Below are 21,918 nucleotides of genomic sequence, written 5' to 3' on the forward strand. Positions count from 1 at the left end.
ATTTTCTTACTATTTTACTCTTTTTATTCATAAAACTGGCAATTAATCTTTGCTCTAATTAATTTTTAATTTTCCATATAAAGATATGCATCTGGATGAGACCCGACCGTAACTAGATCTTTTAATATTTTAGCTAAAATATAACTATAAACCGTTCCATTGCCACCATAGGCCATTAAAAAAAGGCAATTTGGATATTCATTATATTGCCTAATCATCGGTAAGCCATTATGTGTTCCGCCAAATGTGCCAGTCCAATAATATTCTGCATAAGCATCTTTATAGTTAGGAAATAACTCTATTAAATTTTTTATAAGCTGTTCTTTTTTATGAAATAACATGGATTCACGTTTTTCTGGTATGATTGTAGGTTCGTCAAGTCCACCGACAATTATTCTCCCATCAACCGTTGTTCGAAGATATAAATATGGCCTAGCTGTCTCCCAAATTAAGCAATTCTCATACCATGCATTGTTTTTCTCAATTAAAGGCTGAGTTGCAATCGCAAATGTTGATGTTAAAATAGCATTTTTCTCACTTTTTACTTCTTGGGATTCATAGCCCCCAGCAAAAATAACTTTTTTGGCACGAATGGTATGTTTATTTTTAGTAAATAATTGTACCCCTTGCTCTGTACCGATCATCCGAGTTACTTCTGTATCTGAATATACCTTCAAACCTCGTTTCAGAGCATATAAAAGCAAGCCGTGAGCGCATTTATATGGATTTACTTCGGCGTCATCACCTGTGTAAAGTGCAGCTTCTTTCGTAAAATTAAACTTTTCTTTAATTTGCGATTTTGTAAATCGTTCAACAATAAAACCATTTTCTTTTAAAACTTTATATTCCAAATCAATCATTTCTTTTCCATCTAAATCACTAGCATAATATAAACTTTTTCTTTTTATAAAATCAGGATTAATATCGATTTTTTTTGACATTTCTTCAAGACCTTTAATTGCCTCTACACATAATTGATAATGACGGACAGCTTTTTCTTTTCCATATGAATTTATAAATGAATTTAAAGTTTTGTCATTTGAATACTGCAAGAGTCCCGTATTTGCACTAGTACTACCTTGTACAACTTGTTTTCGTTTATCTAGTAAAACGACCTTGGCACCCGTTTGACTTAAGAAATATGCACATAAACTTCCTGATTCACCACCCCCAATGATGACAAAATCACAATCTAGATCTTCGTCTAATGGCGTTATATTTTCCAGTTCGGGTTGCGAATTAGTGTAAGTCGTTGGCCAATACAAAACTCCGCTAATACTTTTCACTTTCTAAACTCCTTTCAACAGATCATATTTAAGGTAGTTTTTGTCAGTTAAATAAAAAAAATCCCACTTTTTTAAAAGTGAGATTTTTTAAGTACAATATAATGATATTTATTTAAAGGTTTTCTAGAAATTTACTGAAATTATGATCTTTCAGCTAACCATTTACCAATTGTCGGATATGTTGTTTTTAATGAAACTGGTCCAAACATGATTGATACATGGCCCGATGGAATCGAAACATACTGCTTATCTACACTTGAAATATGCTCATTTAATGCTTCAACTTGGCAAGGCATCGCAATATGGTCTTTCGTAGCAGAAATATTTAAAACATTAGCTTTAATGTTAGAAACATCTACTTTTCTACCTCTAATTTCTAAGTCACCGCTTAATAATTTATTTTGTTGGTAAAATTCTCTAATCCATTGGCGATATGCTTCACCTGGGAATGGAATACCATCTGTTACCCATTTTTGCATTAACTGCCACGATTTAATAAATTTTGTATTATCAGAGCGATCCAGTAATGTTACATAAGGTCCAACAAAATTAGTAACTGGTTTTAACATTTTGTTACCAAAATCGATCATTTCAGGAGGAATATTCCCTAATGTATCAACAGCTTTATCAAGTGCAAAGTATTTTTCATTTAAAAATGCACCATATAATCCTGTATCTGAAAAATCGAATGGACTAGTTACAAAAATTAAGTTTTTAATTGGCGCATTTTCATAAAGTGATGCGTAAATACTAGTTAAAGTACCACCCATACAATAGCCTAATATTGATAATTCTTCTGCACCTGAGAAACGAAGAACCTTATTTACTGCTTTTGCAATATAGTCGTGAATAATATCGTCAAATTTCAAATGACGATCTTCATGACCAAAAGTTCCCCAATCTAATAAATAAACATCAAACCCTTCATTAACAAGATACTCAACAAAAGAGTTCCCCTTTGTTAGATCAAGAATATAAGGTTTATTAATTAGAGCATAAACAAGAAGGATTGGAGTCTTTTTTACCTTTTTAGTTGTTGGAATATAATGATATAGTTTACTTTTATTTTTAGTCCAAATCACTTCTTTAGGAGATTGACCTACTAAAGGTTCTCCCTCTTTTATAAGAATATCTGCGGTTTTCTTCAATCTTTTGTATGATTCTTTTAATCCGCTCGGAAGCGATTCCGTAGCTTCTTCTAACATTTGTGAATTAAACACACTTTTCCCCCCTTTTGATCTGAAAAAAGGTCATCTATAAGTAAGACTTAAACGTAAAGTCCGCCATTTACATTAATCTGTTGGCCAGTAATGTACTCTCCACCTTCACATAAGTAAATTACAGCTTTAGCAATCTCTTCTACAGTACCAAATCTTCTTTTTGGTATTCTTGATTTAATTTGCTCTTTTACATTTTCAGGAATTTCGTTTACCATGTCAGTTTCAATAAATCCAGGACATACAGAATTTACTGTAACGTTTGTTTTTGCTAATTCAAGAGCTAAAGATTTAGTAAATCCGATCATTCCAGCTTTTGCAGCAGAATAGTTTGTTTGGCCGAATCCGCCTGCCTGACCAATAACTGATGAAATATTAACGATACGAGCGTTATCAGATTCAAGTAAGTATGGTAAAGCAGAATTACATGTGTTATAAACACTGCTTAAATTTACATCAATAACCTCATGCCAATCTTCTGCACTTAGTTTTTTGAAACTACGGTCTCTAGTAATACCAGCATTATTTACAATAATGTCTAATCGGCCAAAATGCTCAACCGTGCGATCAATTAATGCTTTCGCTTGATCTAATTCAGCAACATTAGCTTGCACTGCTAACGCTTCATAACCATTTTCAAAAAGTTCATCTACCACTGCTTTTGCGTGTGCTTCACTATTATTATAATTGATTACAACTTTTGCGCCTTTTTCTGCTAAAGCAAATGCTATCCCTTTTCCTATCCCTTTTGCTCCACCTGTTACGATCGCTACACGATTTACTAAATCCATTATCATTTCTCCTTTTTTAACTAATTATTGTTTTGTTGGCTGTTTAGTCGTTAATTGTTGTAAAAGTTGTTCAATGTTAGCCATTGAAGACTTTAATTGCTCAATGTTTTCCATTGACGACTTTAATTCACTAACTTGTTGATGAATTGATTTGGTTTCAGCTTTCAATTTTGTAAGATCTCGTTTAACTGTCACAATGTCTAACTCTTTTTTCAATGCTGCTACATCTAACTCAGGTTGGGAATCTAAATATAATTGATCTTCTAATGTATCTACTTTCGATTCTAAATTGATCACTAAGCTAGCTACATTTGCAATATCTTCTTTAGAAGCAATATTTGAAGCCTCTAAGAATGTTTTGGATTGATCATTCAACATCTTTTTACAGAATAGATTAAAATCTATTACAGAACCCATCCACTCGGAAAATTCTTCTTTCTGAACATATTCGTTCATCATTTTTCCAAAGTATTTTTCATTTACATCATACATTTGCTTCCACATTTTCAATGGATCTGAATAATTTTGCTCTGACATGTTAATCCCCCTCACTACTTTTAAGTATAGAAAACAAGCTAACGACAAAACAATCCAATGTTTTCGTGATATTTCTACATCTGTTGTCGAAATTTGTTTTTTAATATTCATTATATTTAAAATACATTGACAATAAATTTAACTAAGTGTAAATTACACCTAAGGGATGATGATTCCATTACTACGATATAGGGGGGAACATAACTTTATGACAACAAATGAAAAGGAAACAAGTAAAAAAAATAAACCCGAAACCTCTGAATCGATTACATTGCCTAAAAACTTCTTGGTTCCCTTTCTACTTCTTAGCCTTAAGCAATGGAATATGCATGGCTATAAATTAATGCAAGTATTATTTGATTTAGGTTTTACTACGCTTGATTCAAGTAATGTTTATCGGATTTTAAGACAACTTGAAAAAGAAAGTTATATTAAATCTAGTTGGGAATATGGAATTGAAGGTCCGGCAAAGCGAATTTACTCCATTACAGATGCCGGTGAGGAATATCTAAAAACTTGTCATAATTCATTTACTCAATATAATCAGATGCTCCAAACATTTTTTTCGATTTACACAAATTCATTCTTTCCATTTAGCAACTCTGATCAAAGTTTTAAAGACGATTGAAATTGCAGCAATGCATTCAATAATAAATTTTTTTGGAGGAAACACTAATGACTGAAAAAACAATCGAATTACAAACTGAACTTGCAGCTGAGAATTTTCAAAAAATGCTTCAATATTTATTAGACAATCAATTACAAATTCAACAATGGACAGAGTCTTTATTTCAAGAACAAGCAAAACAATGGAAAACTTTAAACGAGCAAGTGCAAGTTCAACAACAAGAGTCTTACGAGCAGTTTCAGGAAATGATTAAGTTATTAAATGAAATTAAGCCTACAATTAATCAAGAGACTTATGAAAAAACTTGGAAAAAATTATTTGATCAGTTTGCTCCATTTCAATCTTTATGGACAAATATGAATCAAAACCCATACCAATCGTTTTTTCAAGCTATGAGTACATTTTCAAATCAACAACAACAATTTTTCCAACAATTTTTTAAACAACCATTAAATAACACACCTTACACTGCTTGGACGAACATGTATCAACAGTTCCAAAAAACTCAAGAAGATTGGTTTAAAAACTTACAAGAATTCTCATTCACAAAACTATAATCGATATTTATTAAACAATTTTCTTGATTAGCTAGACATTTCATCAAGGAGAGGATGAAACAAAATGAATGTTTTCGAAAGTGCAAGAAATGTACAGGAAGTTCATTTTGACTCCATTTCAGTTGGTGACGAAGCTACTCTTGAAGTTAAAATTACTGCAGAGTTAATTGAACAATTTGCTGCAATTTCAACAGATGTAAATCCAATTCACTTATTAGATGATTTTGCAAAAGAAAGCATCTTTAAAGAAAGAATTGCACATGGCATGTTGATTTGCAGCTTTATTTCCTCAGTACTAGGTACAAAACTACCCGGCAAAAACACCATCTACTTATCTCAAGAAGTATTTTTCAAAGCACCTGTAAAAATAAATGACACAATTAAAGTGATTGTCAGTGTTGTGCGTAAAAGAGATGATAAAAAATTATTAACGCTTCAAACGAATGTATATAATCAAGAAGATGTACTTGTCGTTGAAGGATCAGCATTGGTTAAAAAGTTAACATAACCCTAATATGACTGTATTTACCAAGCATGAGAAAACCCTAAATGTAAAAAATAGAATTGTAAGCTATTACTTACAGAAAGGGAGATCAACATGACAAGAACAAATAAATTATTAGTTCCAGGTGTAGAACAAGCACTAGATCAATTTAAATATGAAATCGCTAACGAATTTGGTGTAACTTTAGGATCAGATACAACTGCACGTTCAAACGGATCAGTTGGTGGCGAAATCACTAAACGTTTAATTGCTCAAGCGCAAAGTCATTTAAAGGGTCAATGATTAAAGAACAACAAACTATATAAAATGGCTTAATATAGGGGAAGAATTAATTCTTCCCTTTTTATTTTTAATTTTTTTGGAAGAAAATAGCAATTTTTATCTTAACTAGTTGTATAGACAAGTAGTGCTTTTTAAGTTAATATTGAAAGCGTAATCATTATAATAATTTTCGGAGGGAAAATAATATGCTTAGTTTCTTACAACGTATTGGTAAAGCATTAATGCTTCCAATCGCTGTCCTTCCAGCTGCAGGACTTTTACTGCGCTTTGGACAACCTGATCTACTAGACATTCCGTTTATGGCGGCTGCTGGTAATGCAATTTTCTCTAATCTTCCATTAATCTTTGCGATCGGTGTTGCAATCGGTATTTCAAAGGATGGAAATGGAGCCGCTGGTCTCGCTGGTGCAATCGGTTACTTCGTACTAACAGCGGGAACAACTACTATAAATAAAGATATTAATATGGCTGCCCTTGGTGGTATTATTACAGGGGTTGTAGCTGGTCTTCTTTACAACCGATTCAGTGGTATTAAATTACCTGAATGGTTAGGTTTCTTTAGTGGACGACGATTCGTTCCAATTATAACGTCTGCTACTATGCTTGTATTAGCAGGAATATTTGGTTATGTATGGCCAACAATTCAAGATGCAATTAACTCAGTTGGTAACTGGATTATTGATATCGGTCCAATCGGAGCTGCAGTATTCGGTTTCTTAAACCGTATTTTAATCCCATTAGGATTACATCACGTATTAAATACAATTTTCTGGTTCAACTTAGGTGACTTTACTGATGCTGCTGGTAAATTAGTTCACGGTGACTTAAACAGATTCTTCGCTGGTGACAAATCTGCTGGTGCATTCATGACTGGTTTCTTCCCAATTATGATGTTTGGTCTTCCTGCTGCTGCATTCGCAATGATCGCTGCTGCTAAACCAGAAAAACGTAAAACTGTTGCAGGTATGTTTATTGGTCTTGCTTTAACATCTTTCTTAACAGGTATTACTGAACCAATCGAATTTGCATTCATGTTCATTGCTCCAGTACTTTATACGTTCCATGCAATCTTAACTGGTTTATCAATGGGTATCGTAAATGCTTTAGGAATTAAAGATGGCTTTACATTCTCAGCTGGTTTTATGGACTACATTCTGAACTACAATATTGCAACTAAGCCTATTCTGTTACTCCTAATCGGTTTAATCTTTGGTGTAATTTACTTTGTAGTGTTCTACTTTGCAATTAAGAAATTTAACATTAAAACACCAGGTCGTGAAGACGACGAAGTTGAAACTGATGAAGTAACAACTGAAATTGGTGATTCATTATACCTACAAGCTTTAGGTGGAAAAGAAAACTTAACAAATATTGATAACTGTACAACTCGCTTACGCTTACAAGTTAAAGATGCTTCTAAAGTAAATGAAGCACTTCTTAAAAAAGCAGGTGCTCGTGGAGTTATTAAATTAGATGATAAAAACGTACAAGTAGTTGTAGGTACAAACGTAGAGTTTGTTGCTGAAGACTTGAAGAAAGAAGTTAAATAATTGAAATTAAAAGCTTGTCCTTATGGGCAAGCTTTTTTTTGTTTATTTTTACTGATTAGAGGGCTTCATGAGGAACTATATTAGCTAAATCATAAATTATACTTACTCATAAAGGGCTTCATGAGGAACCAAATAACCTAAATATCGAAATTTACTTACTCATAAAGGGTTCATGAGGAACCAAATAACCTAAATATCGAAATTTACTTACTCATAAAAGGTTCATAAGCAGCCTTAAGTAACTAAATAAACTAATCCCCAAATCTTGCCCCCTCATAAAAGGTTCATGAGTAGTGAAAAAAGTACGATGAAAATACCTTTATTATATTCAATCGAATATTACATTAAATGAATATTTCTTTAATAAAATAAACAAAGAGATTCAATCTACATATAGTAGGGGGTTAGAATGGAAAGAACATATTTTATTACTGGTTTTCCCGGATTTATTTCAAAACATTTAATTCACAAAATTCTTGATAATGAACTGTCTTTTCAAAAGATTTATTTACTCATCCTTCCTAATACCGAAAAACAATGCCGCGAATTTTTACTTACATTAGATCAAAAGTATCCTGATTATACACTTTCAAAATTAGAACTACTAAGTGGAGATATTACACAGAAAGATTTTGGACTCAATTTAAAAACCTTAAATGTACTTATTAATAATGTAACGGATTTATTTCATTTAGCTGCAATATACGACCTTGCTGTTCCTAAAAAAATTGCATATGAAGTAAATGTGAAAGGAACAATAAACGTAAATGAAGTCGCGCTTAAATTGAAATCTTTGAAGCGTTACACCTATTTTAGTACTAGCTATGTCTCGGGAACTCGTGAAGGAAGAATTTATGAACATGAGTTAGAAATGGGACAAACATTTAAAAACTTTTATGAAGAAACGAAGTATTATGCTGAAATAGAAGTTGAGAAACTAAAAACCCAACTTCCAATCACCATTATAAGACCTGGAATTGTAGTTGGTCATTCAGAAACTGGTGAGACAAGTAAATTTGATGGACCATATTTCATTTTAAATTTCTTCACAAAACTTCGCTATTTACCTATACCACGAATTGGTAAAAACGATGCTTATTGCAATTTCATTCCCATCGATTACTTAATTAATGCTGTTTACTATTTGAGTCATGCAGAAATCGGAGTTAACAAAACTTATCAAATTACAGATCCCTCTCCTTACCCTGTACAGGATGTTTATAAAGACTTTCTTTCCTATTATTTAAACAAAACTACAGTAGGAATTATTCCAATTAAATTTATTAGCCCCCTCCTTTCGATACCATTCATTAGACGATTACTGAAAGTTGAAAAAGAAGTTTTATCTTATTTTAATTGTAAATCTGAATATGATTGTACTAATACGTTAATCGATTTACAAAATACAAATATTAAATGTCCAGACTTTAAAGAAGTACTCCCTGTTATTACAAACTATTATAAAGCGAATAAAACTGTATTAGAAAAGCATGTGTTAATTAAATAATGTTGGTTTTGTAATTTTGTTTCTATATATATGAAGGAAAATTGAAAAGGACACTATCATAATTAGTGTCCTTTCATTAATAACTCTTCTTTGTAATTTTAGTCTTTTGTTTCTTTTCTTCTATTATTAATGATTTAATTTCATTTTCCATTTTAAAAACACCAAATGAGTCATCGCTATGTAAATTTATGTGTGGTACATAATGACCTTCTTTAATAAACCTCTTAATAAAGTCTAATCCATTTTCTTTTCTGAAGCCTAAATTATAATCTAGCGATATTAGTTCGAATTGTTGATGTTTGCATTGTGTTAATGCTTCTTCAACGGATTTAGCCAATATAAATCCGTATGGAACTTGCCTTGTATCATCAATAAATAATTTCAAATTATTCACCCTCAATACGTTCATTACAGAATGATTACATTCGTAACTGGATAACAACAAAACTGGATTTTTCTTCCTGTATTATAACGTGGAAATATGACGTTTTCTTAACTTCAAGTTTTTTTTATGGAAATTTTAAGCAAAATTATATGATACTTATTTAATATTATTCTAGTAAAATAGTTGTAGTAACAACGTTTTTTTTTGTTTCTGTATTAAAACAGTACTACCAAAAAAATCCTCAAATTTAGCTCCCCATTATTTCCCATAATTATGTCATGCGTTTTCATGCTAAAGTATTACTTGTACAGCGAGACAATAACCAACCAAATGGAGGAGAAAGAACATGAAAAAAATCGTTACTTTATCAACTGTGGCTGCTACTCTACTAGTAGGTGCTCCTGTAGGTGCCGTAAATGCAGCAACTATTACTAAGGATACAACTAAATCATATACACAACATATCAACTTAAATAATTTAAACTCTTTATATAATTATTTTAATCTACCAAACTCAACAACTTCAAATGGTACTATTAAAATCGATTTAAGTAAATTATTAAATAGCAATGGTATGGATATGAATAAACTTCAAGATGCTATTAAGCAACAATTAGGACAAGCATCAAAGCCAGCTAACTCAGGAACTACACAACCATCAGCACCAACAACGCCGGCTAAACCTGCAACACCAACAACAAAACCGACGGTACCAACTACACCATCTAAACCAACAACACCGTCAACATCAACACCATCTAAACCATCAACATCAACACCATCAGATACAACATCAAATTCAGCATCATTATCAGCTTATGAATCAAAAGTAGTTGAATTAACAAATGCTGAACGTACAAAAGCTGGTTTAAAACCGTTTACTGTTAATGCAACATTATCTAAAACAGCACGTTTAAAATCACAAGATATGACTGACAAAAATTACTTTGATCACACTTCACCGACTTATGGATCACCATTTGATATGATGAAACAATTCGGAATCACTTATAGCTATGCAGCAGAAAACATTGCTAAAGGTCAAAAAACACCTGAAGAAGTAGTTACTGCTTGGATGAACAGTGCTGGTCACCGTGCAAATATCTTAAATCCTAACTTAACTCAAATCGGTGTTGGTTATGACTCAAGATCAAATGCTTGGACTCAACAATTTATCGGTAAATAATAAATAAAATTTGTATAAAGCTGTATTTTAAGTAGTCCGTTTTTGCGGACTACTTTTTTATTATGTGAAAAAAATGTTGATGTATTCATACATTAATTAATTTATCCTCTTACTAATCTGCTACGCAAACTCTCCATTAAGGAAGAATCAATTTCTTCGATTGCAGAGTTATTTTTTCGGATCCCTGAACCAAAATGAATTTCTTCTACATTCGTAAATTCAATGAAGTCTGAAACATTTTCTATGGATAATCCGCTTCCAGCTAAAATTTTTATATTGGATTTATTTGTAAGTTCGATCATATTTTTTATTGTTTCTTTTCCATCAATAGCACTAGCAACCCCACCAGATGTTAACACATGCGTAATCTCAGGGTATTGTTTTAATGTATTAATAGCTGTTAGCAAATCATTTGATTCATCTATTGCTCTATGAAACGTAAAGTTTATACCTTTTACTCGAGCTGTTACTTTTTTTAAAAGATCTTCATCAATTGTATTCTCCTTAGTCAAGGCACCAAAAACGATACCAGCTGCTCCGAGCTCATTACAAACATCAATATCGTTTAAGATTACTTCTTGGTCATACTGATCATATAAAAAAGAACGACTATGTGGGCGAATCATTACATGTACTGGAATTGAAACACTTTGAACAACATGCTTTATTGTCGCGTAACTTGGTGTCAAACCACCCTCTTTTATTCCGGTAACTAATTCGATTCGATTTGCCCCAAACCTTTCTGCATCTAATGCATCTTTTACGTTTGTGGCAATGACTTCTAATAACATTTCATTCATCTCACTTTTCGTTAAGTATTTGTTTTATGTCTGAGGGGAATGGGATATGAATCGAAACATTTTCTTTCGTAAAAGGATGCGTAAATTGTACATTACTAGCGTGTAATCCTTGACGTTTCAATAATTTCTGTTTCCCACCATATAATAGATCTCCAATTAATGGATGACCTAAAAAACTTAAATGAACTCGAATTTGATGCGTACGACCAGTATCTAACTGACATTCTAAAATCGTTACATTCAAGTTTGATATGTATCTTATTTTTTTATAATGCGTAATTGCATGATCTCCTTTTGGTGAAACCCTTCTTCTTGTAGGATGATGTCGATCTCTTCCAATCGCTTCATTTATTGTACCTTTAGGTGATTTCACATTCCCTTCAACTATAGCTGTATAAGTACGTTTTATTTTACGTTGATTTAACATCGAATCTAGAATTGCACTACTTAATGCATGTTTAGCAAATACAACTCCACCAGTAGTGTCTTTATCGAGGCGATGTATATGGCGTACTTTTGTTTTTAATCCATTTTTTTGAAAATGAAATGCTACCCCATTTGCTAATGTATTTAACTGTCCTTTTTCATTCGGATGTGTGTCGACTCCAAACGGTTTATTAGCAATTAATAAATGTTCGTCTTCGTAACAGATTTCATTCGATTGTTCTTGTGGAATTACACCATAATCTTCCTCTATGAACAATAGCATTTCAACTTGATCACCACTTAAAAGTATCGTATTCCAAGGTTTAGCTTCTCCGTTTATCTTAAACCCTTTTGCCATCCTTAATTCATGTAACAATTTCTTAGGAAACTGCCATACATTTTTTAAATACGATTCTACTGTTTGATTTTTATGTTCATCTCCTATTTTCACCTTGAACCATGGACTTTGTTGCTTTAATTCCATTTTTAATCACCACTTTCAATATGACTATTATATCAAAATAATTAGCAAAAAAAGAAGCACCTGTTTAGGTGCTCCTTCTTCAATCTATTTTAATTCATTAACATCCTTTGAATGCATTCAGATAAACTTCTTCTAATTCTTTTACTAGAGGTAGTTTTGGATTAGCAGTAGTACATTGATCTTCAAAAGCACGATCAGCTAAATAGGATACTTTTTCTAAAAATTCTTTTTCAGTAATCCCTTGTGCTTCGATACTCATATTTATATTTAATCCCTTACCTAACTTAATAACTGCTGCAATTAAACTTTCAACACCCTCCTCAGTTGTTGAGGCTGGTAGGCCTAGGAAACGAGCAATTTCAGCATATCGTTCATCTGCAATGAAATGCTTATATTTAGGGAAAGCTGTAAATTTAGTTGGTTTTTTTGCATTATATCTTATTACATGTGGCATTAAAATCGCATTTGCTCTGCCATGAGGGATATGGAATTCCGCTCCAATTTTATGCGCTAAGCTGTGGTTAATTCCTAAGAATGCATTTGCAAATGCCATACCTGCGATTGCTGATGCATTATGCATTTTTTCACGTGCTTCAAAATCGTTTCCATTTTCATAAGCTTTAGGCAGATATTTAAATACTAATTTAATAGCTTGTAATGCTAATCCATCTGTATAATCATTTGCTAATACACTTACATAAGCCTCAATTGCATGTGTTAATACATCCATTCCTGTATCTGCTGTAATGCTTTTAGGAACAGTTGTTACGAATTGAGCGTCAATAATTGCAACATCTGGTGTTAATTCATAATCAGCTAATGGATATTTAATATTATTAGCTTTATCAGTAATTACAGCAAATGGTGTGACCTCTGAACCAGTACCTGAAGTCGTTGGAATCGCTACAAACTGAGCTTTACGACCCAATTTAGGGTATTTATATGCTCTTTTTCGAATATCTAAGAATTTTTGTTTAGGCCCATCCAGAGTAGTTTCTGGGTATTCATAAAACATCCACATACCCTTGGCTGCATCCATTGCAGATCCACCACCGAAAGCAATAATTGTATCCGGTTCAAAAGATTTCATTCTGTCTGCACCCTTCATAACAGTAACATCTGAAGGATCTGGTTCTACATCTGAGAAAATTTCAATCTGAACATTTTCTTGTCTTTTTTCTAAATAATATTTAATCACGTCAACATAACCTAGTTTAACCATTGCTTCGTCTGTTACAATAAATGCTTTTTTAATTTTTGGCATTTTTTCTAAATATTGAGTTGAATATTTTTCAAAATAAATTTTTGGTGGCAGTTTGACCCATTGCATATTCATATTTCTTCTTCCCAATTTTTTAATATTTAATAAATGAACTGTTGTTACGTTAGTCGATACAGAGTTTTTACCGTGTGATCCACAGCCTAATGTTAAGGAAGGAATAAATGCGTTATATAAATCCCCAATTCCACCATGAGCTGAAGGAGCATTTGCAATTACACGACACGCTTTCATTCTTAGTCCAAACTCTTTTTGAATTTCTTCATTATTACTATGAATAACTGCCGAATGTCCTAATCCTCCAAGCTCTAGCATTTCCTCACAACGTTTAAATCCTTCTTCTTTACCATTTACTTTAATTGCAGCTAAAACCGGACTTAGTTTTTCTCTTGTTAAAGGTTCATTCGCACCCACGCTATCACATTCAACGATCAGAATTTTTGTATCTACGGGTACATTTACGCCAGCTAATGTTGCTATTTCATATGCAGATTTACCAACAATGTCACCATTTACAGCACATGTAGCTTCATTTATGACAAGCTTTTCTAATTTCTTTTTATCTGCTTTTGTAGCAAAATAACAATTATTTGCTATTAACTCAGATTTCACATCGTCATAAACTTCTTTATCTACAATAACTGCTTGTTCAGATGCACAAATCATTCCATTATCAAATGTTTTTGAAAGAATAAGATCATTTACTGCACATTTTATTTCAGCAGATTTCTCGATATAGCATGGTACATTACCAGGTCCAACACCTAAAGCAGGTTTTCCTGTACTATAAGCCGATTTAACCATTCCAGCACCACCTGTTGCTAAAACAAGTGCTACTCCTTCATGATTCATTAAACACTTAGTTGCTTCAATAGATGGGACTTCAATCCATTGTACGCAATTTTCAGGTGCTCCAGCATTAACCGCCGCATCACGAACGATTCTCGCCGCTTCCCTACTACATTTTTGTGCCGAAGGGTGGAAAGCAAATATAATTGGGTTTCTCGTTTTTATCGCTATGATTGCTTTGAATAATGTCGTTGATGTCGGATTAGTTGTTGGCGTTACACCTGCAATTACCCCAACAGGTTCAGCTATTTCAGTTATTCCTGTTTGTTGATCTTCACTTATGATTCCAACCGTTTTATTATCTTTTATTGAATTCCATATATATTCTGTAGCAAATATATTTTTAATAATTTTATCTTCATAGACTCCACGCCCAGTTTCCTCAACTGCCATTTTTGCAAGTGGCATATGTTGATCCAAACCTGCTAGAACCATCGAATGTACAATTTCATTGATTTGATCTTGATTAAAGCTTTCAAATTCCTTTAATGCTTTTTGTCCTTTTAAAACTAACTCATTTACCATTTCAGAAGCGATAGATATTTCATTTACAGTTTTCTCTTGAACAGCCATTTGGCTCTCCTCCTCTGATGTTGGACTTTAATCATCCTAGTTTAAGGTTCATTAAGTCTTTTTTATCATTTTTATTTGTGAAATACTTCACAATTTCGTTTACAAATATACTATATATCGTTTTCATTGAAAATGCTATGTCTAATTTGTGAAATATTTCACATTATTATAGCGAAACATGTTTCAAAACTACTTATTCCTTCCCTACTTCAAACATTTTGTAGATTTTTGTTAATTCTTTTCTTTTTTCAAATATTTTCGCATATGATAAAATTAAGAATAAGTTCTTATAGGACTTATTTTTCACCTGTTAGATTTTTCTAACAAAACTGGAAAAAAGGACGTGTAACCATGATTGCTCGAAGGAGCATTTGGCAACGTAAAGATTTATCCTACACTTAGCGGTTTTTATTTAGAGAACCAAAAGAACTCTAAAATAAAACTGAAGGTAGGCGAAACTATGGTTGACAGGCGATTATGTTATTTCTTCAATGATATATAGCTGTGTAGTTAGAAAGATAAAAAACTAACTACGAGCTCTATATGTACGTAGTTAGTTTAAAGCTGAACTTTTTAACTACTAACTACGAAAAGAGGAAATAACAATGAGTAACAATCGTTTGGGTGAGACCTTAATGATTTTAATTGGTTCATTTATTTTGGCCACTACACTTTATCATTTTCATTATCAAAATAATTTAGCTGAAGGTGGATTTATTGGTATTGCTTTATTAGTAAAAAACGCACTAAATATATCACCTTCAATTACAACTTTGCTACTCGATATTCCAATTATTCTGATCGCTGGATTGTATTTAGGTAGAAAGTTATTAATCAATACTACGATCGGAGCCATCTCATTTTCTGCTTTTTATTCTATAATTGAAAAAACATCCAATATTACATTTAACTTTGGAAATCATCTTTGGATACCAGCTATTTTAGGTGGAATTTTCGCTGGACTTGGTTTAGGTTTAATTCTAAGAAGTGGCGGTGCAACTGGTGGAGATGATTTAATAACAATTATAATGAGCAAAAAATCTAAAATATCGATCGGTAAAGTATACTTTATTTTTGACGCTGTGATTCTTCTTTGTTCACTAACTTATCTATCATGGAATCAAGTAGGATATACAATTCTTTCAGTTGCAATCTGCGCGAAAGTAACTGAATTTGTCTATGAAAGTAAATTTCAAAAAAAATCTGTTACAATTAAAACTAATGAAAAAAGATTACATGCTTAATGCATGTAATCTTTTTTTGAGTTTAAAAATTAATGCATGTAATCTTTTTTGGATTCAGAAAAATCTGTGAGCTCATTTAGAACATTTTCAGCAGCTAAATCGTATAGGCAATCTTTAAAAAGTATTGCCAGTCTTCGATAATCATTGTATTTATCTAATAGCTCGTCCACGGATGAAGCTTCACCCATGCTTGTTTTCTTTACTTCTTCTTGCTTTTTAGCAAACTTAATTGTAAATGTACCTAGTTTTTCAAACATTGAACCGTAGAATTCATCAAAGTTCGATACGCTTACTAATTCTTCTTCTTCAGCGTCAACTTGAAGACCATCAAATTCTCGTAAGAGTTCGTAAATAATGCTATTGTACTCATCATTTAAATAAATACTTTTTTCGATCCTGTACCCGATCACTCGATAGAAATGACCATCGTTCTTCACAAATTGAACAGTATCATTTATTTTAAACTTAAAATACTTAAACATTGAACTTCACCCCTACCAATGTCTCTTTTATCATACTATTTACAAAACACTATAGATACTATACAGCCAAAACTTGACAAATTTAAAAATCTTACTTAAATTCCTTTCATTCTTGAAAATGATTTAGATAATTGGTAACCTATACGTGCAATACTCCTAATGATTAACATCCTTTAATCTTAAAATAGAAGGCTAACAACAGTTAATGTAAATTTACTAAAATTTATAAAAATATCACAATCTGTTCTAATTGCGAATCATCCCTTGTGTTTAAATATACATGAGGTGAGTAATTTGAAACTTGCAAAGAGAGTAAGTTTAAAGCCAACTAAAGAAAAAAGACACACAGTTATGGAAATCAGAAGTGCAGAGAAACGCCTACGTAGGTTGCAGCGTCAAGTTTCTCGTAAATATGAAATGAATAAGGAGGGAACCGTTACTTCAAAACAAGCAACATTATAAAAATCAAAAAAAGATACATCTATTCTATAGAAGGTTTCCAAATATCAGAATAAACCATCTTCATCATTCCTCGCGCGAGATCGTGAAAACCAAACCTTATCGCAAATGGATAATATAAATATCAAGAGAATGGTGAAAATAAGTAACTGTCAACAGCATTCGCGTAGCAGTATTTCTTTAAATTCAAACGCCAAATTCAAAATAAATGTAATTGATATGGCATTGAATTTATTGAAGATGATAAATGGTTCTTCAAAACGTGTTCAAGTTGTAGAATTTGAAAAATGATTTAAAATGTCAGACCAATTTTACAAATGTGAATGCGGTCAAGAAATAGATCAAGATGTAAACGCAGCAATCAACTTGTCACGATATAATTAGTAATCTGACACCTAGACGTCATTACTGATATGTAGGATTCGTTGTATCCGAATTTACGCCCTTGGAGTGTTAGATCAAACGAAAGTAGCCTAATTAGGCAAAACCGGACACGTAGAACAGGGAAATAAACAAAATCTATAAAAATAATAGATATTTATTGATTTTTATAAGTTTTGGCAACGGTGGATTCTGCCTTGTTAACCGAAAACGACAAACTTCTTCTAGATGATTTAACAAGTTTAATGATTCGAGTTCGAAAAAACTGGCAAAAAACTGATGAAGAAGTAAAAAACTCCTTAACTCCACCAAAATATTTGCTCTTATATTTAATATATAAAAATCAAAAAATTACTGCTTCTGAACTTGGAAGACAAATTGGATTATCTTCAGGTTCTATTACAACCGCTGTCAATAAATTGGTTAATAATCATTTAATTTCTCGAAAAAGGGATAGCCGGGATCGAAGAGTTACTTGGCTCGAATTAACAGATGAAGGAAAGCGTTTGATTGAAGAAAACTTCAATTTCCGTCAAGAATTGTGGCTAACTTTATTCGAAAACCTATCACATAGTGAAAGAGACCAATTTCGATTTTTATTAAACAAATTAATCTCAAACTAAAAAGGTTATCTCTTAAGAGATAACCTTTTTAAATTGAAATATTATTTGCCAGTTTTTAATTCTGTCCAATACTTATCATATAATTCTGTTTGGTCCCCAACGTCCTTAATCCAATTGGTTGCATCAGTTTGTTCTTTTGTTACATTAATATACGGATTTTGTTTATACTCCGCCGAATGATATGGCCCTGATTTACTATTTGGATCAGCATAACCAATCGCCTCATAATTTTGTGCACTTACTTTTGGATCATATATATAGTTTATAAACTTTTCAGCTAGATCTTTTTGTTTAGCATCTTTTGGTATTGCCAAAGTATCTGCCCATCTTGAAGAACCTTCTTTTGGTACAACCCATTTAACATCTTTAAGCTCTTTTTGAATATAAGCAGCATCTCCGGACCATACTTGACCAATCCAAGCATCTTCGGTAATAAACTTTTGTTTTACTGTATCTGTATCGAATGCTAATAAGTTAGGTGTTAATGTTTTTAAATTGTTATAAGCTTTTAGCAATTCGTCCTCATTTGTTGAACTATTTGAATAGCCATTTTTAATTAATCCCATTCCAAATACTTCTCTATTGTCATCAAGTAAAGTAACATGACCTTTGTATTTTGGATTCCATAGATCATCCCAGCTATCTATATTTTCTTTTACATATTTTGGATTATAAGCAATCCCTGTTAATCCTCCAGTATAAACAACTGAGTAATCACCCTTTGGATCAAACTCTTGATTTGTATATTGTGGTGAAATATTATTTAAATTTGGCATCTTACTTTTATCTAATTTAGCCAACATATTTTGATGAATCATTAGTTTAACCATATAATCTGAAGGCTGGATTACATCATAATTTGAACCACCAGCTTTTAGTTTTGCATACAACTCTTCATTACTTGCAAAAACTTGATAATTAATTTTAACATCATATTTCTTTTCAAATGATTCTAAAACTTTCTCGTCAAAATTATCTGCCCAGCTATAAATATTTAATTCTTTTTTTCCAACTGAACAAGCAGATAAAAGCAAACTTACTAAGCCTAAAGAAACCATTATTGTAGCAGTTTTTCTAAATATACTCATAATGCCTACTGACTACCTCCTTATATTTTGGCACGCACATAAATCCAGTATGCCTTGGTTGATTTCTAATCCAGAAACCTCGTTTTTTAGTGGAACTAGACCTAAAAAGGTCACTAGAAAACACTTATACTTTAAACGATATAGGATTTTTTCTCTGATTCTTCTTGATTGTTAATACCTTTTGTACGATAAACCTCTGAAATTACCATTAAGAATATAATTGTAACAATTAAAATCGTCGAAATTGCATTTATTTCAGGCGTTACACCTTTTTTAACCATTCCATAAATATAAATTGGCAATGTAGTTGAACTCGGTCCTGAAACAAAAAAGCTTATGACAAAATCATCAATACTTAATGTAAAACATAAAAGTGCTGAAGCGATAATTCCAGGCATTAGCGCTGGTAAAGTTACAAATCTAAATGTCTGCCATGGTGTAGCACCTAGGTCACTTGCAGCATCTTCTAAATCAGTTGACATTCCTGACAGTCTAGCCGCTAAAAGAATAATTACATATGAAATACAAAAAGTGACATGGGCAATAATAATTGTGATACTACCTAATTCAATATGGAAATTAGTAAATAGTATTAGTAATGAGAGTCCCATTAATATATCTGGAACGACAATTGGTAAGTAAACTAGCCCACTAATAAAATTTGAAAATTTATATTTATGCTTATGTAAGGCTAGTGCACAAATAGTACCAAGAATTGTTGAAAGGATTGTAGTTACAATTGCAATAAATAGACTATTCATAAAGGCATCAATGACTTGCGGGTTATGAAATAAATTTATGTACCAGTCAAACGTAAAACCAGACCACTGTGCATTAATCTTTGATTTATTAAATGAAAATAGGATTAAAATCAAGATTGGTAAATATAAGCAAATCAAGATAATTGTTGAAAATCCAATAAGTATAGGTTTTTTCATTTATTTTTCACCTCTACTTTTATCAGCACCAATATTTTTTGTTGCTAAATAGTAAAGTCCTATTAAACCGATTGAAGTAAGTACTAAGAATATTGAAAGTGCAGAACCAAATGGCCAGTTCCTTGCTGCTAAGAATTGATTTTGAATGACATTTCCGATCAAAGCAACTTTTGATCCACCCATTACATCAGAAACGACAAACATACCAAATGAAGCAACAAAAACTAAAATACTGCCTGCAAAAATCCCCTTCATCGTCAATGGAAGAGTTACATATAGAAAGGTTTGAAATGGAGTAGCTCCTAAATCGTTAGCAGCATCCAATTTTCTGTTATCCAATTGTTCAATGGCAACAAAGATCGGTAACACCATAAATGGTAATAATGTATAGACCATTCCCATTATGACTGATGGCGTATTATAAAGCAGTTGTAAAGGTTCTTTTATAATCCCAAGTTGGATTAATAATGTGTTAATAATCCCTTTTGAGCGAAGGATAACAATTAAAGCATAAGATCTAACTAAGAAATTTATCCAAAAAGGAATTGTGATTAATAATAGTAAAATCCTCTGCCATTTTTCATTTACAACTGTAGCTGTATATGCATAAGGATATCCAATCAATAGAGTAATTATTGTAGTTACTAAAGCAATCCAAAAAGTTGTCCATAAAACTTTTAAATAAAGTGGGTCAAAAACTTTTACAATATTTTCTAGTGTAAATGTTTTTTCTATTTCTCCATACATTCCATTTTTCATAAATGCGAAACCAAAAATTAATAATAAAGGTACTAGAAAAAAAACTATTAACCAGATAATCGTAGGTGCAATTATGTACTTTTCATTTCTCAATACATAATCACCTCATCTTCTGACTTCCAACTAATTTCAACTTTATCATTTCTATTAAAACTTGTTTGGTCTGGCATTTGGTAGACAATGATTGTTTGTTCGTGTTTATGTAAATCAATAAAGATTTTATTTAAAGTACCAACAAATTCTACATCTCTTATTACGCCTGAATAAGTATTTTTTTCATTTGTAGCATGAGAAACTTTAATATTTTCTGGTCTAACAGCAATTTCTTTTACACCTTTATCAAAGAAATTATTTTCACCAATAAATGTAGCAACAAACTTGCTTGCTGGATCTTGATAAATTTCTTTCGGTGTCCCGATTTGTTCGATTTCCCCATTATTCATAACGACAATTCGATCACTCATACTCATCGCTTCTTCTTGATCATGAGTTACATAGATAAAAGTAATACCTAATTCGCGTTGAAGATTTTTTAGTTCTCTTTGTAAATCTTTACGAAGCTTAAAATCAAGTGCTCCTAATGGTTCATCTAATAATAAGACTTTTGGATTGTTCACTATTGCACGAGCAATTGCAACCCTTTGCTGTTGTCCACCAGATAACTGACTAGGTTTACGATTTCTAAATTCAGTTAATTGAGTTAATCTCATCGCTTCGTTAGCACGGACTTTTTGCTCTTCTAATGAAATACCTTTCATTTTTAATCCAAATTGAATATTTCTTTCAACATTCATATGAGGAAACAATGCATAGTGTTGGAATACTAAGTTCATATCCCTTTTATATGGAGGTAAACTATTAATTGCTTCTCCATTTAGTTTAATCACACCTGATGAAGGTTCTTCAAAACCAGCAATCATTCTTAAAAGTGTCGTTTTCCCACAACCACTTGGTCCTAAAATTGTTAAGAATTCTCCAGAAAAAATTTCTAATGAAAGTGGAGAAATCACATTATTTTCACTAAATTTTTTCTCGACTTGTTCAATTTCAATTATATTTTTCATTTTCCCGTCCCATCTATATTAATATTTTATTATTATGT

At 31.9% G+C, this 21,918-nt stretch carries 22 protein-coding genes and 1 pseudogene; 10 read left to right on the forward strand and 13 right to left on the reverse strand.

Annotated elements, in window-relative coordinates; genetic code table 11:
- Positions 1 to 65: 65 nt before the first annotated feature.
- From ACFWM3_RS22800 to ACFWM3_RS22815, 4 genes are all read right to left on the reverse strand, one after another.
- Positions 66 to 1,286, reverse strand: coding sequence for an NAD(P)/FAD-dependent oxidoreductase (locus tag ACFWM3_RS22800; RefSeq protein ID WP_390313017.1), 1,221 nt, complete (start codon positions 1,284 to 1,286; stop codon positions 66 to 68).
- A 140-nt stretch (positions 1,287 to 1,426) separates the two neighbouring features.
- Entirely contained in the window at positions 1,427 to 2,491 is a 1,065-nt protein-coding gene (gene phaC, locus ACFWM3_RS22805; RefSeq protein ID WP_390313028.1) for a class III poly(R)-hydroxyalkanoic acid synthase subunit PhaC, read from the reverse strand.
- Between the two features lie 62 nt (positions 2,492 to 2,553).
- On the reverse strand, positions 2,554 to 3,297 hold the full coding sequence (locus tag ACFWM3_RS22810) for a 3-oxoacyl-ACP reductase (RefSeq protein ID WP_390313030.1): 744 nt from the start codon (positions 3,295 to 3,297) through the stop codon (positions 2,554 to 2,556).
- A 21-nt stretch (positions 3,298 to 3,318) separates the two neighbouring features.
- Positions 3,319 to 3,831 (reverse strand): hypothetical protein, encoded by a 513-nt coding sequence (locus tag ACFWM3_RS22815; RefSeq protein ID WP_056474094.1) that lies wholly within the window; start codon positions 3,829 to 3,831, stop codon positions 3,319 to 3,321.
- A 208-nt stretch (positions 3,832 to 4,039) separates the two neighbouring features.
- Between ACFWM3_RS22815 and phaQ the strand changes: the two genes are divergently transcribed.
- The 6 genes from phaQ to ACFWM3_RS22845 all read left to right on the forward strand — a co-directional run bounded on the left by phaQ (position 4,040) and on the right by ACFWM3_RS22845 (position 8,860).
- Entirely contained in the window at positions 4,040 to 4,459 is a 420-nt protein-coding gene (gene phaQ, locus ACFWM3_RS22820) for a poly-beta-hydroxybutyrate-responsive repressor (protein WP_056474092.1), read from the forward strand.
- Positions 4,460 to 4,506: 47 nt separating this feature from the next.
- Complete coding sequence (locus ACFWM3_RS22825; RefSeq protein ID WP_056474090.1) at positions 4,507 to 5,016, forward strand: hypothetical protein; 510 nt, start codon at positions 4,507 to 4,509, stop codon at positions 5,014 to 5,016.
- Between the two features lie 64 nt (positions 5,017 to 5,080).
- Positions 5,081 to 5,524, forward strand: coding sequence for a MaoC family dehydratase (locus ACFWM3_RS22830; RefSeq protein ID WP_056474085.1), 444 nt, complete (start codon positions 5,081 to 5,083; stop codon positions 5,522 to 5,524).
- 90 nt (positions 5,525 to 5,614) lie between these two features.
- Positions 5,615 to 5,803 (forward strand): alpha/beta-type small acid-soluble spore protein, encoded by a 189-nt coding sequence (locus ACFWM3_RS22835; protein ID WP_056474082.1) that lies wholly within the window; start codon positions 5,615 to 5,617, stop codon positions 5,801 to 5,803.
- 185 nt (positions 5,804 to 5,988) lie between these two features.
- Positions 5,989 to 7,353 carry an N-acetylglucosamine-specific PTS transporter subunit IIBC gene (gene nagE / locus ACFWM3_RS22840; RefSeq protein ID WP_056474079.1) on the forward strand — a complete coding sequence of 455 codons (1,365 nt, stop codon included), beginning with the start codon at positions 5,989 to 5,991 and terminating at the stop codon, positions 7,351 to 7,353.
- Between the two features lie 409 nt (positions 7,354 to 7,762).
- Positions 7,763 to 8,860, forward strand: a complete 1,098-nt coding sequence (locus ACFWM3_RS22845) for an SDR family oxidoreductase (protein WP_390313018.1) — start codon at positions 7,763 to 7,765, stop codon at positions 8,858 to 8,860.
- Between the two features lie 76 nt (positions 8,861 to 8,936).
- On the opposite strand, the gene ACFWM3_RS22850 is transcribed toward ACFWM3_RS22845, so the two are convergent.
- Positions 8,937 to 9,245, reverse strand: a complete 309-nt coding sequence (locus ACFWM3_RS22850; protein ID WP_390313019.1) for a cyclic-phosphate processing receiver domain-containing protein — start codon at positions 9,243 to 9,245, stop codon at positions 8,937 to 8,939.
- Between the two features lie 346 nt (positions 9,246 to 9,591).
- Between ACFWM3_RS22850 and ACFWM3_RS22855 the strand changes: the two genes are divergently transcribed.
- Positions 9,592 to 10,431, forward strand: coding sequence for a CAP domain-containing protein (locus ACFWM3_RS22855; protein WP_390313020.1), 840 nt, complete (start codon positions 9,592 to 9,594; stop codon positions 10,429 to 10,431).
- 101 nt (positions 10,432 to 10,532) lie between these two features.
- Here the strand turns inward: ACFWM3_RS22855 and ACFWM3_RS22860 are convergent, their stop codons facing one another.
- The 3 genes from ACFWM3_RS22860 to adhE form a co-directional block, all read right to left on the reverse strand.
- Positions 10,533 to 11,222 carry a copper homeostasis protein CutC gene (locus tag ACFWM3_RS22860; RefSeq protein ID WP_390313021.1) on the reverse strand — a complete coding sequence of 230 codons (690 nt, stop codon included), beginning with the start codon at positions 11,220 to 11,222 and terminating at the stop codon, positions 10,533 to 10,535.
- 10 nt (positions 11,223 to 11,232) lie between these two features.
- The gene (locus ACFWM3_RS22865; RefSeq protein ID WP_056474071.1) at positions 11,233 to 12,141 is read right to left on the reverse strand and encodes an RluA family pseudouridine synthase; all 909 of its coding nucleotides are present in this window, start codon (positions 12,139 to 12,141) and stop codon (positions 11,233 to 11,235) included.
- A gap of 97 nt (positions 12,142 to 12,238) precedes the next feature.
- A complete protein-coding gene (gene adhE, locus ACFWM3_RS22870; protein ID WP_390313022.1) occupies positions 12,239 to 14,842 on the reverse strand; it encodes a bifunctional acetaldehyde-CoA/alcohol dehydrogenase in 2,604 nt (867 codons plus the stop codon).
- A 605-nt stretch (positions 14,843 to 15,447) separates the two neighbouring features.
- Between adhE and ACFWM3_RS22875 the strand changes: the two genes are divergently transcribed.
- Positions 15,448 to 16,086 (forward strand): YitT family protein, encoded by a 639-nt coding sequence (locus ACFWM3_RS22875; RefSeq protein ID WP_056474059.1) that lies wholly within the window; start codon positions 15,448 to 15,450, stop codon positions 16,084 to 16,086.
- A gap of 283 nt (positions 16,087 to 16,369) precedes the next feature.
- Here the strand turns inward: ACFWM3_RS22875 and ACFWM3_RS22880 are convergent.
- Positions 16,370 to 16,568, reverse strand: a pseudogene (locus tag ACFWM3_RS22880) (histidinol dehydrogenase); the annotation flags it as partial.
- 294 nt (positions 16,569 to 16,862) lie between these two features.
- On the opposite strand from ACFWM3_RS22880, the gene ACFWM3_RS22885 reads away from it, so the two are divergent.
- The gene (locus tag ACFWM3_RS22885; RefSeq protein ID WP_390313023.1) at positions 16,863 to 17,030 is read left to right on the forward strand and encodes a hypothetical protein; all 168 of its coding nucleotides are present in this window, start codon (positions 16,863 to 16,865) and stop codon (positions 17,028 to 17,030) included.
- Positions 17,031 to 17,605: 575 nt separating this feature from the next.
- On the forward strand, positions 17,606 to 18,031 hold the full coding sequence (locus ACFWM3_RS22890; RefSeq protein WP_056474052.1) for a MarR family winged helix-turn-helix transcriptional regulator: 426 nt from the start codon (positions 17,606 to 17,608) through the stop codon (positions 18,029 to 18,031).
- Positions 18,032 to 18,072: 41 nt separating this feature from the next.
- On the opposite strand, the gene ACFWM3_RS22895 is transcribed toward ACFWM3_RS22890, so the two are convergent.
- The 4 genes from ACFWM3_RS22895 to ACFWM3_RS22910 all read right to left on the reverse strand — a co-directional run bounded on the left by ACFWM3_RS22895 (position 18,073) and on the right by ACFWM3_RS22910 (position 21,880).
- A complete protein-coding gene (locus ACFWM3_RS22895; RefSeq protein WP_390313024.1) occupies positions 18,073 to 19,119 on the reverse strand; it encodes a polyamine ABC transporter substrate-binding protein in 1,047 nt (348 codons plus the stop codon).
- A gap of 131 nt (positions 19,120 to 19,250) precedes the next feature.
- Entirely contained in the window at positions 19,251 to 20,057 is an 807-nt protein-coding gene (locus ACFWM3_RS22900; RefSeq protein ID WP_056474046.1) for an ABC transporter permease, read from the reverse strand.
- Positions 20,058 to 20,909, reverse strand: a complete 852-nt coding sequence (locus ACFWM3_RS22905) for an ABC transporter permease (protein ID WP_390313025.1) — start codon at positions 20,907 to 20,909, stop codon at positions 20,058 to 20,060.
- A complete protein-coding gene (locus tag ACFWM3_RS22910; protein ID WP_390313026.1) occupies positions 20,906 to 21,880 on the reverse strand; it encodes an ABC transporter ATP-binding protein in 975 nt (324 codons plus the stop codon). The genes ACFWM3_RS22905 and ACFWM3_RS22910 overlap by 4 nt, the downstream gene beginning before the upstream one ends.
- Positions 21,881 to 21,918: the final 38 nt, after the last annotated feature.

Source organism: Gottfriedia sp. NPDC058432, assembly GCF_042721555.1.
Taxonomy (GTDB): Bacteria; Bacillota; Bacilli; order Bacillales; family Bacillaceae_G; genus Gottfriedia.

Coding starts and splice junctions, on each gene's coding strand:
- ACFWM3_RS22865 (WP_056474071.1), bottom strand. CDS start 12,141: ATGGAATTAAAGCAACAAAGTCCATGGTTCAAGGTGAAAATAGGAGAT.
- nagE (WP_056474079.1), top strand. CDS start 5,989: ATGCTTAGTTTCTTACAACGTATTGGTAAAGCATTAATGCTTCCAATC.
- phaC (WP_390313028.1), bottom strand. CDS start 2,491: ATGTTAGAAGAAGCTACGGAATCGCTTCCGAGCGGATTAAAAGAATCA.
- ACFWM3_RS22835 (WP_056474082.1), top strand. CDS start 5,615: ATGACAAGAACAAATAAATTATTAGTTCCAGGTGTAGAACAAGCACTA.
- ACFWM3_RS22910 (WP_390313026.1), bottom strand. CDS start 21,880: ATGAAAAATATAATTGAAATTGAACAAGTCGAGAAAAAATTTAGTGAA.
- ACFWM3_RS22830 (WP_056474085.1), top strand. CDS start 5,081: ATGAATGTTTTCGAAAGTGCAAGAAATGTACAGGAAGTTCATTTTGAC.
- ACFWM3_RS22900 (WP_056474046.1), bottom strand. CDS start 20,057: ATGAAAAAACCTATACTTATTGGATTTTCAACAATTATCTTGATTTGC.
- ACFWM3_RS22895 (WP_390313024.1), bottom strand. CDS start 19,119: ATGAGTATATTTAGAAAAACTGCTACAATAATGGTTTCTTTAGGCTTA.
- phaQ (WP_056474092.1), top strand. CDS start 4,040: ATGACAACAAATGAAAAGGAAACAAGTAAAAAAAATAAACCCGAAACC.
- ACFWM3_RS22875 (WP_056474059.1), top strand. CDS start 15,448: ATGAGTAACAATCGTTTGGGTGAGACCTTAATGATTTTAATTGGTTCA.
- ACFWM3_RS22845 (WP_390313018.1), top strand. CDS start 7,763: ATGGAAAGAACATATTTTATTACTGGTTTTCCCGGATTTATTTCAAAA.
- ACFWM3_RS22855 (WP_390313020.1), top strand. CDS start 9,592: ATGAAAAAAATCGTTACTTTATCAACTGTGGCTGCTACTCTACTAGTA.
- ACFWM3_RS22860 (WP_390313021.1), bottom strand. CDS start 11,222: ATGTTATTAGAAGTCATTGCCACAAACGTAAAAGATGCATTAGATGCA.
- ACFWM3_RS22815 (WP_056474094.1), bottom strand. CDS start 3,831: ATGTCAGAGCAAAATTATTCAGATCCATTGAAAATGTGGAAGCAAATG.
- ACFWM3_RS22825 (WP_056474090.1), top strand. CDS start 4,507: ATGACTGAAAAAACAATCGAATTACAAACTGAACTTGCAGCTGAGAAT.
- adhE (WP_390313022.1), bottom strand. CDS start 14,842: ATGGCTGTTCAAGAGAAAACTGTAAATGAAATATCTATCGCTTCTGAA.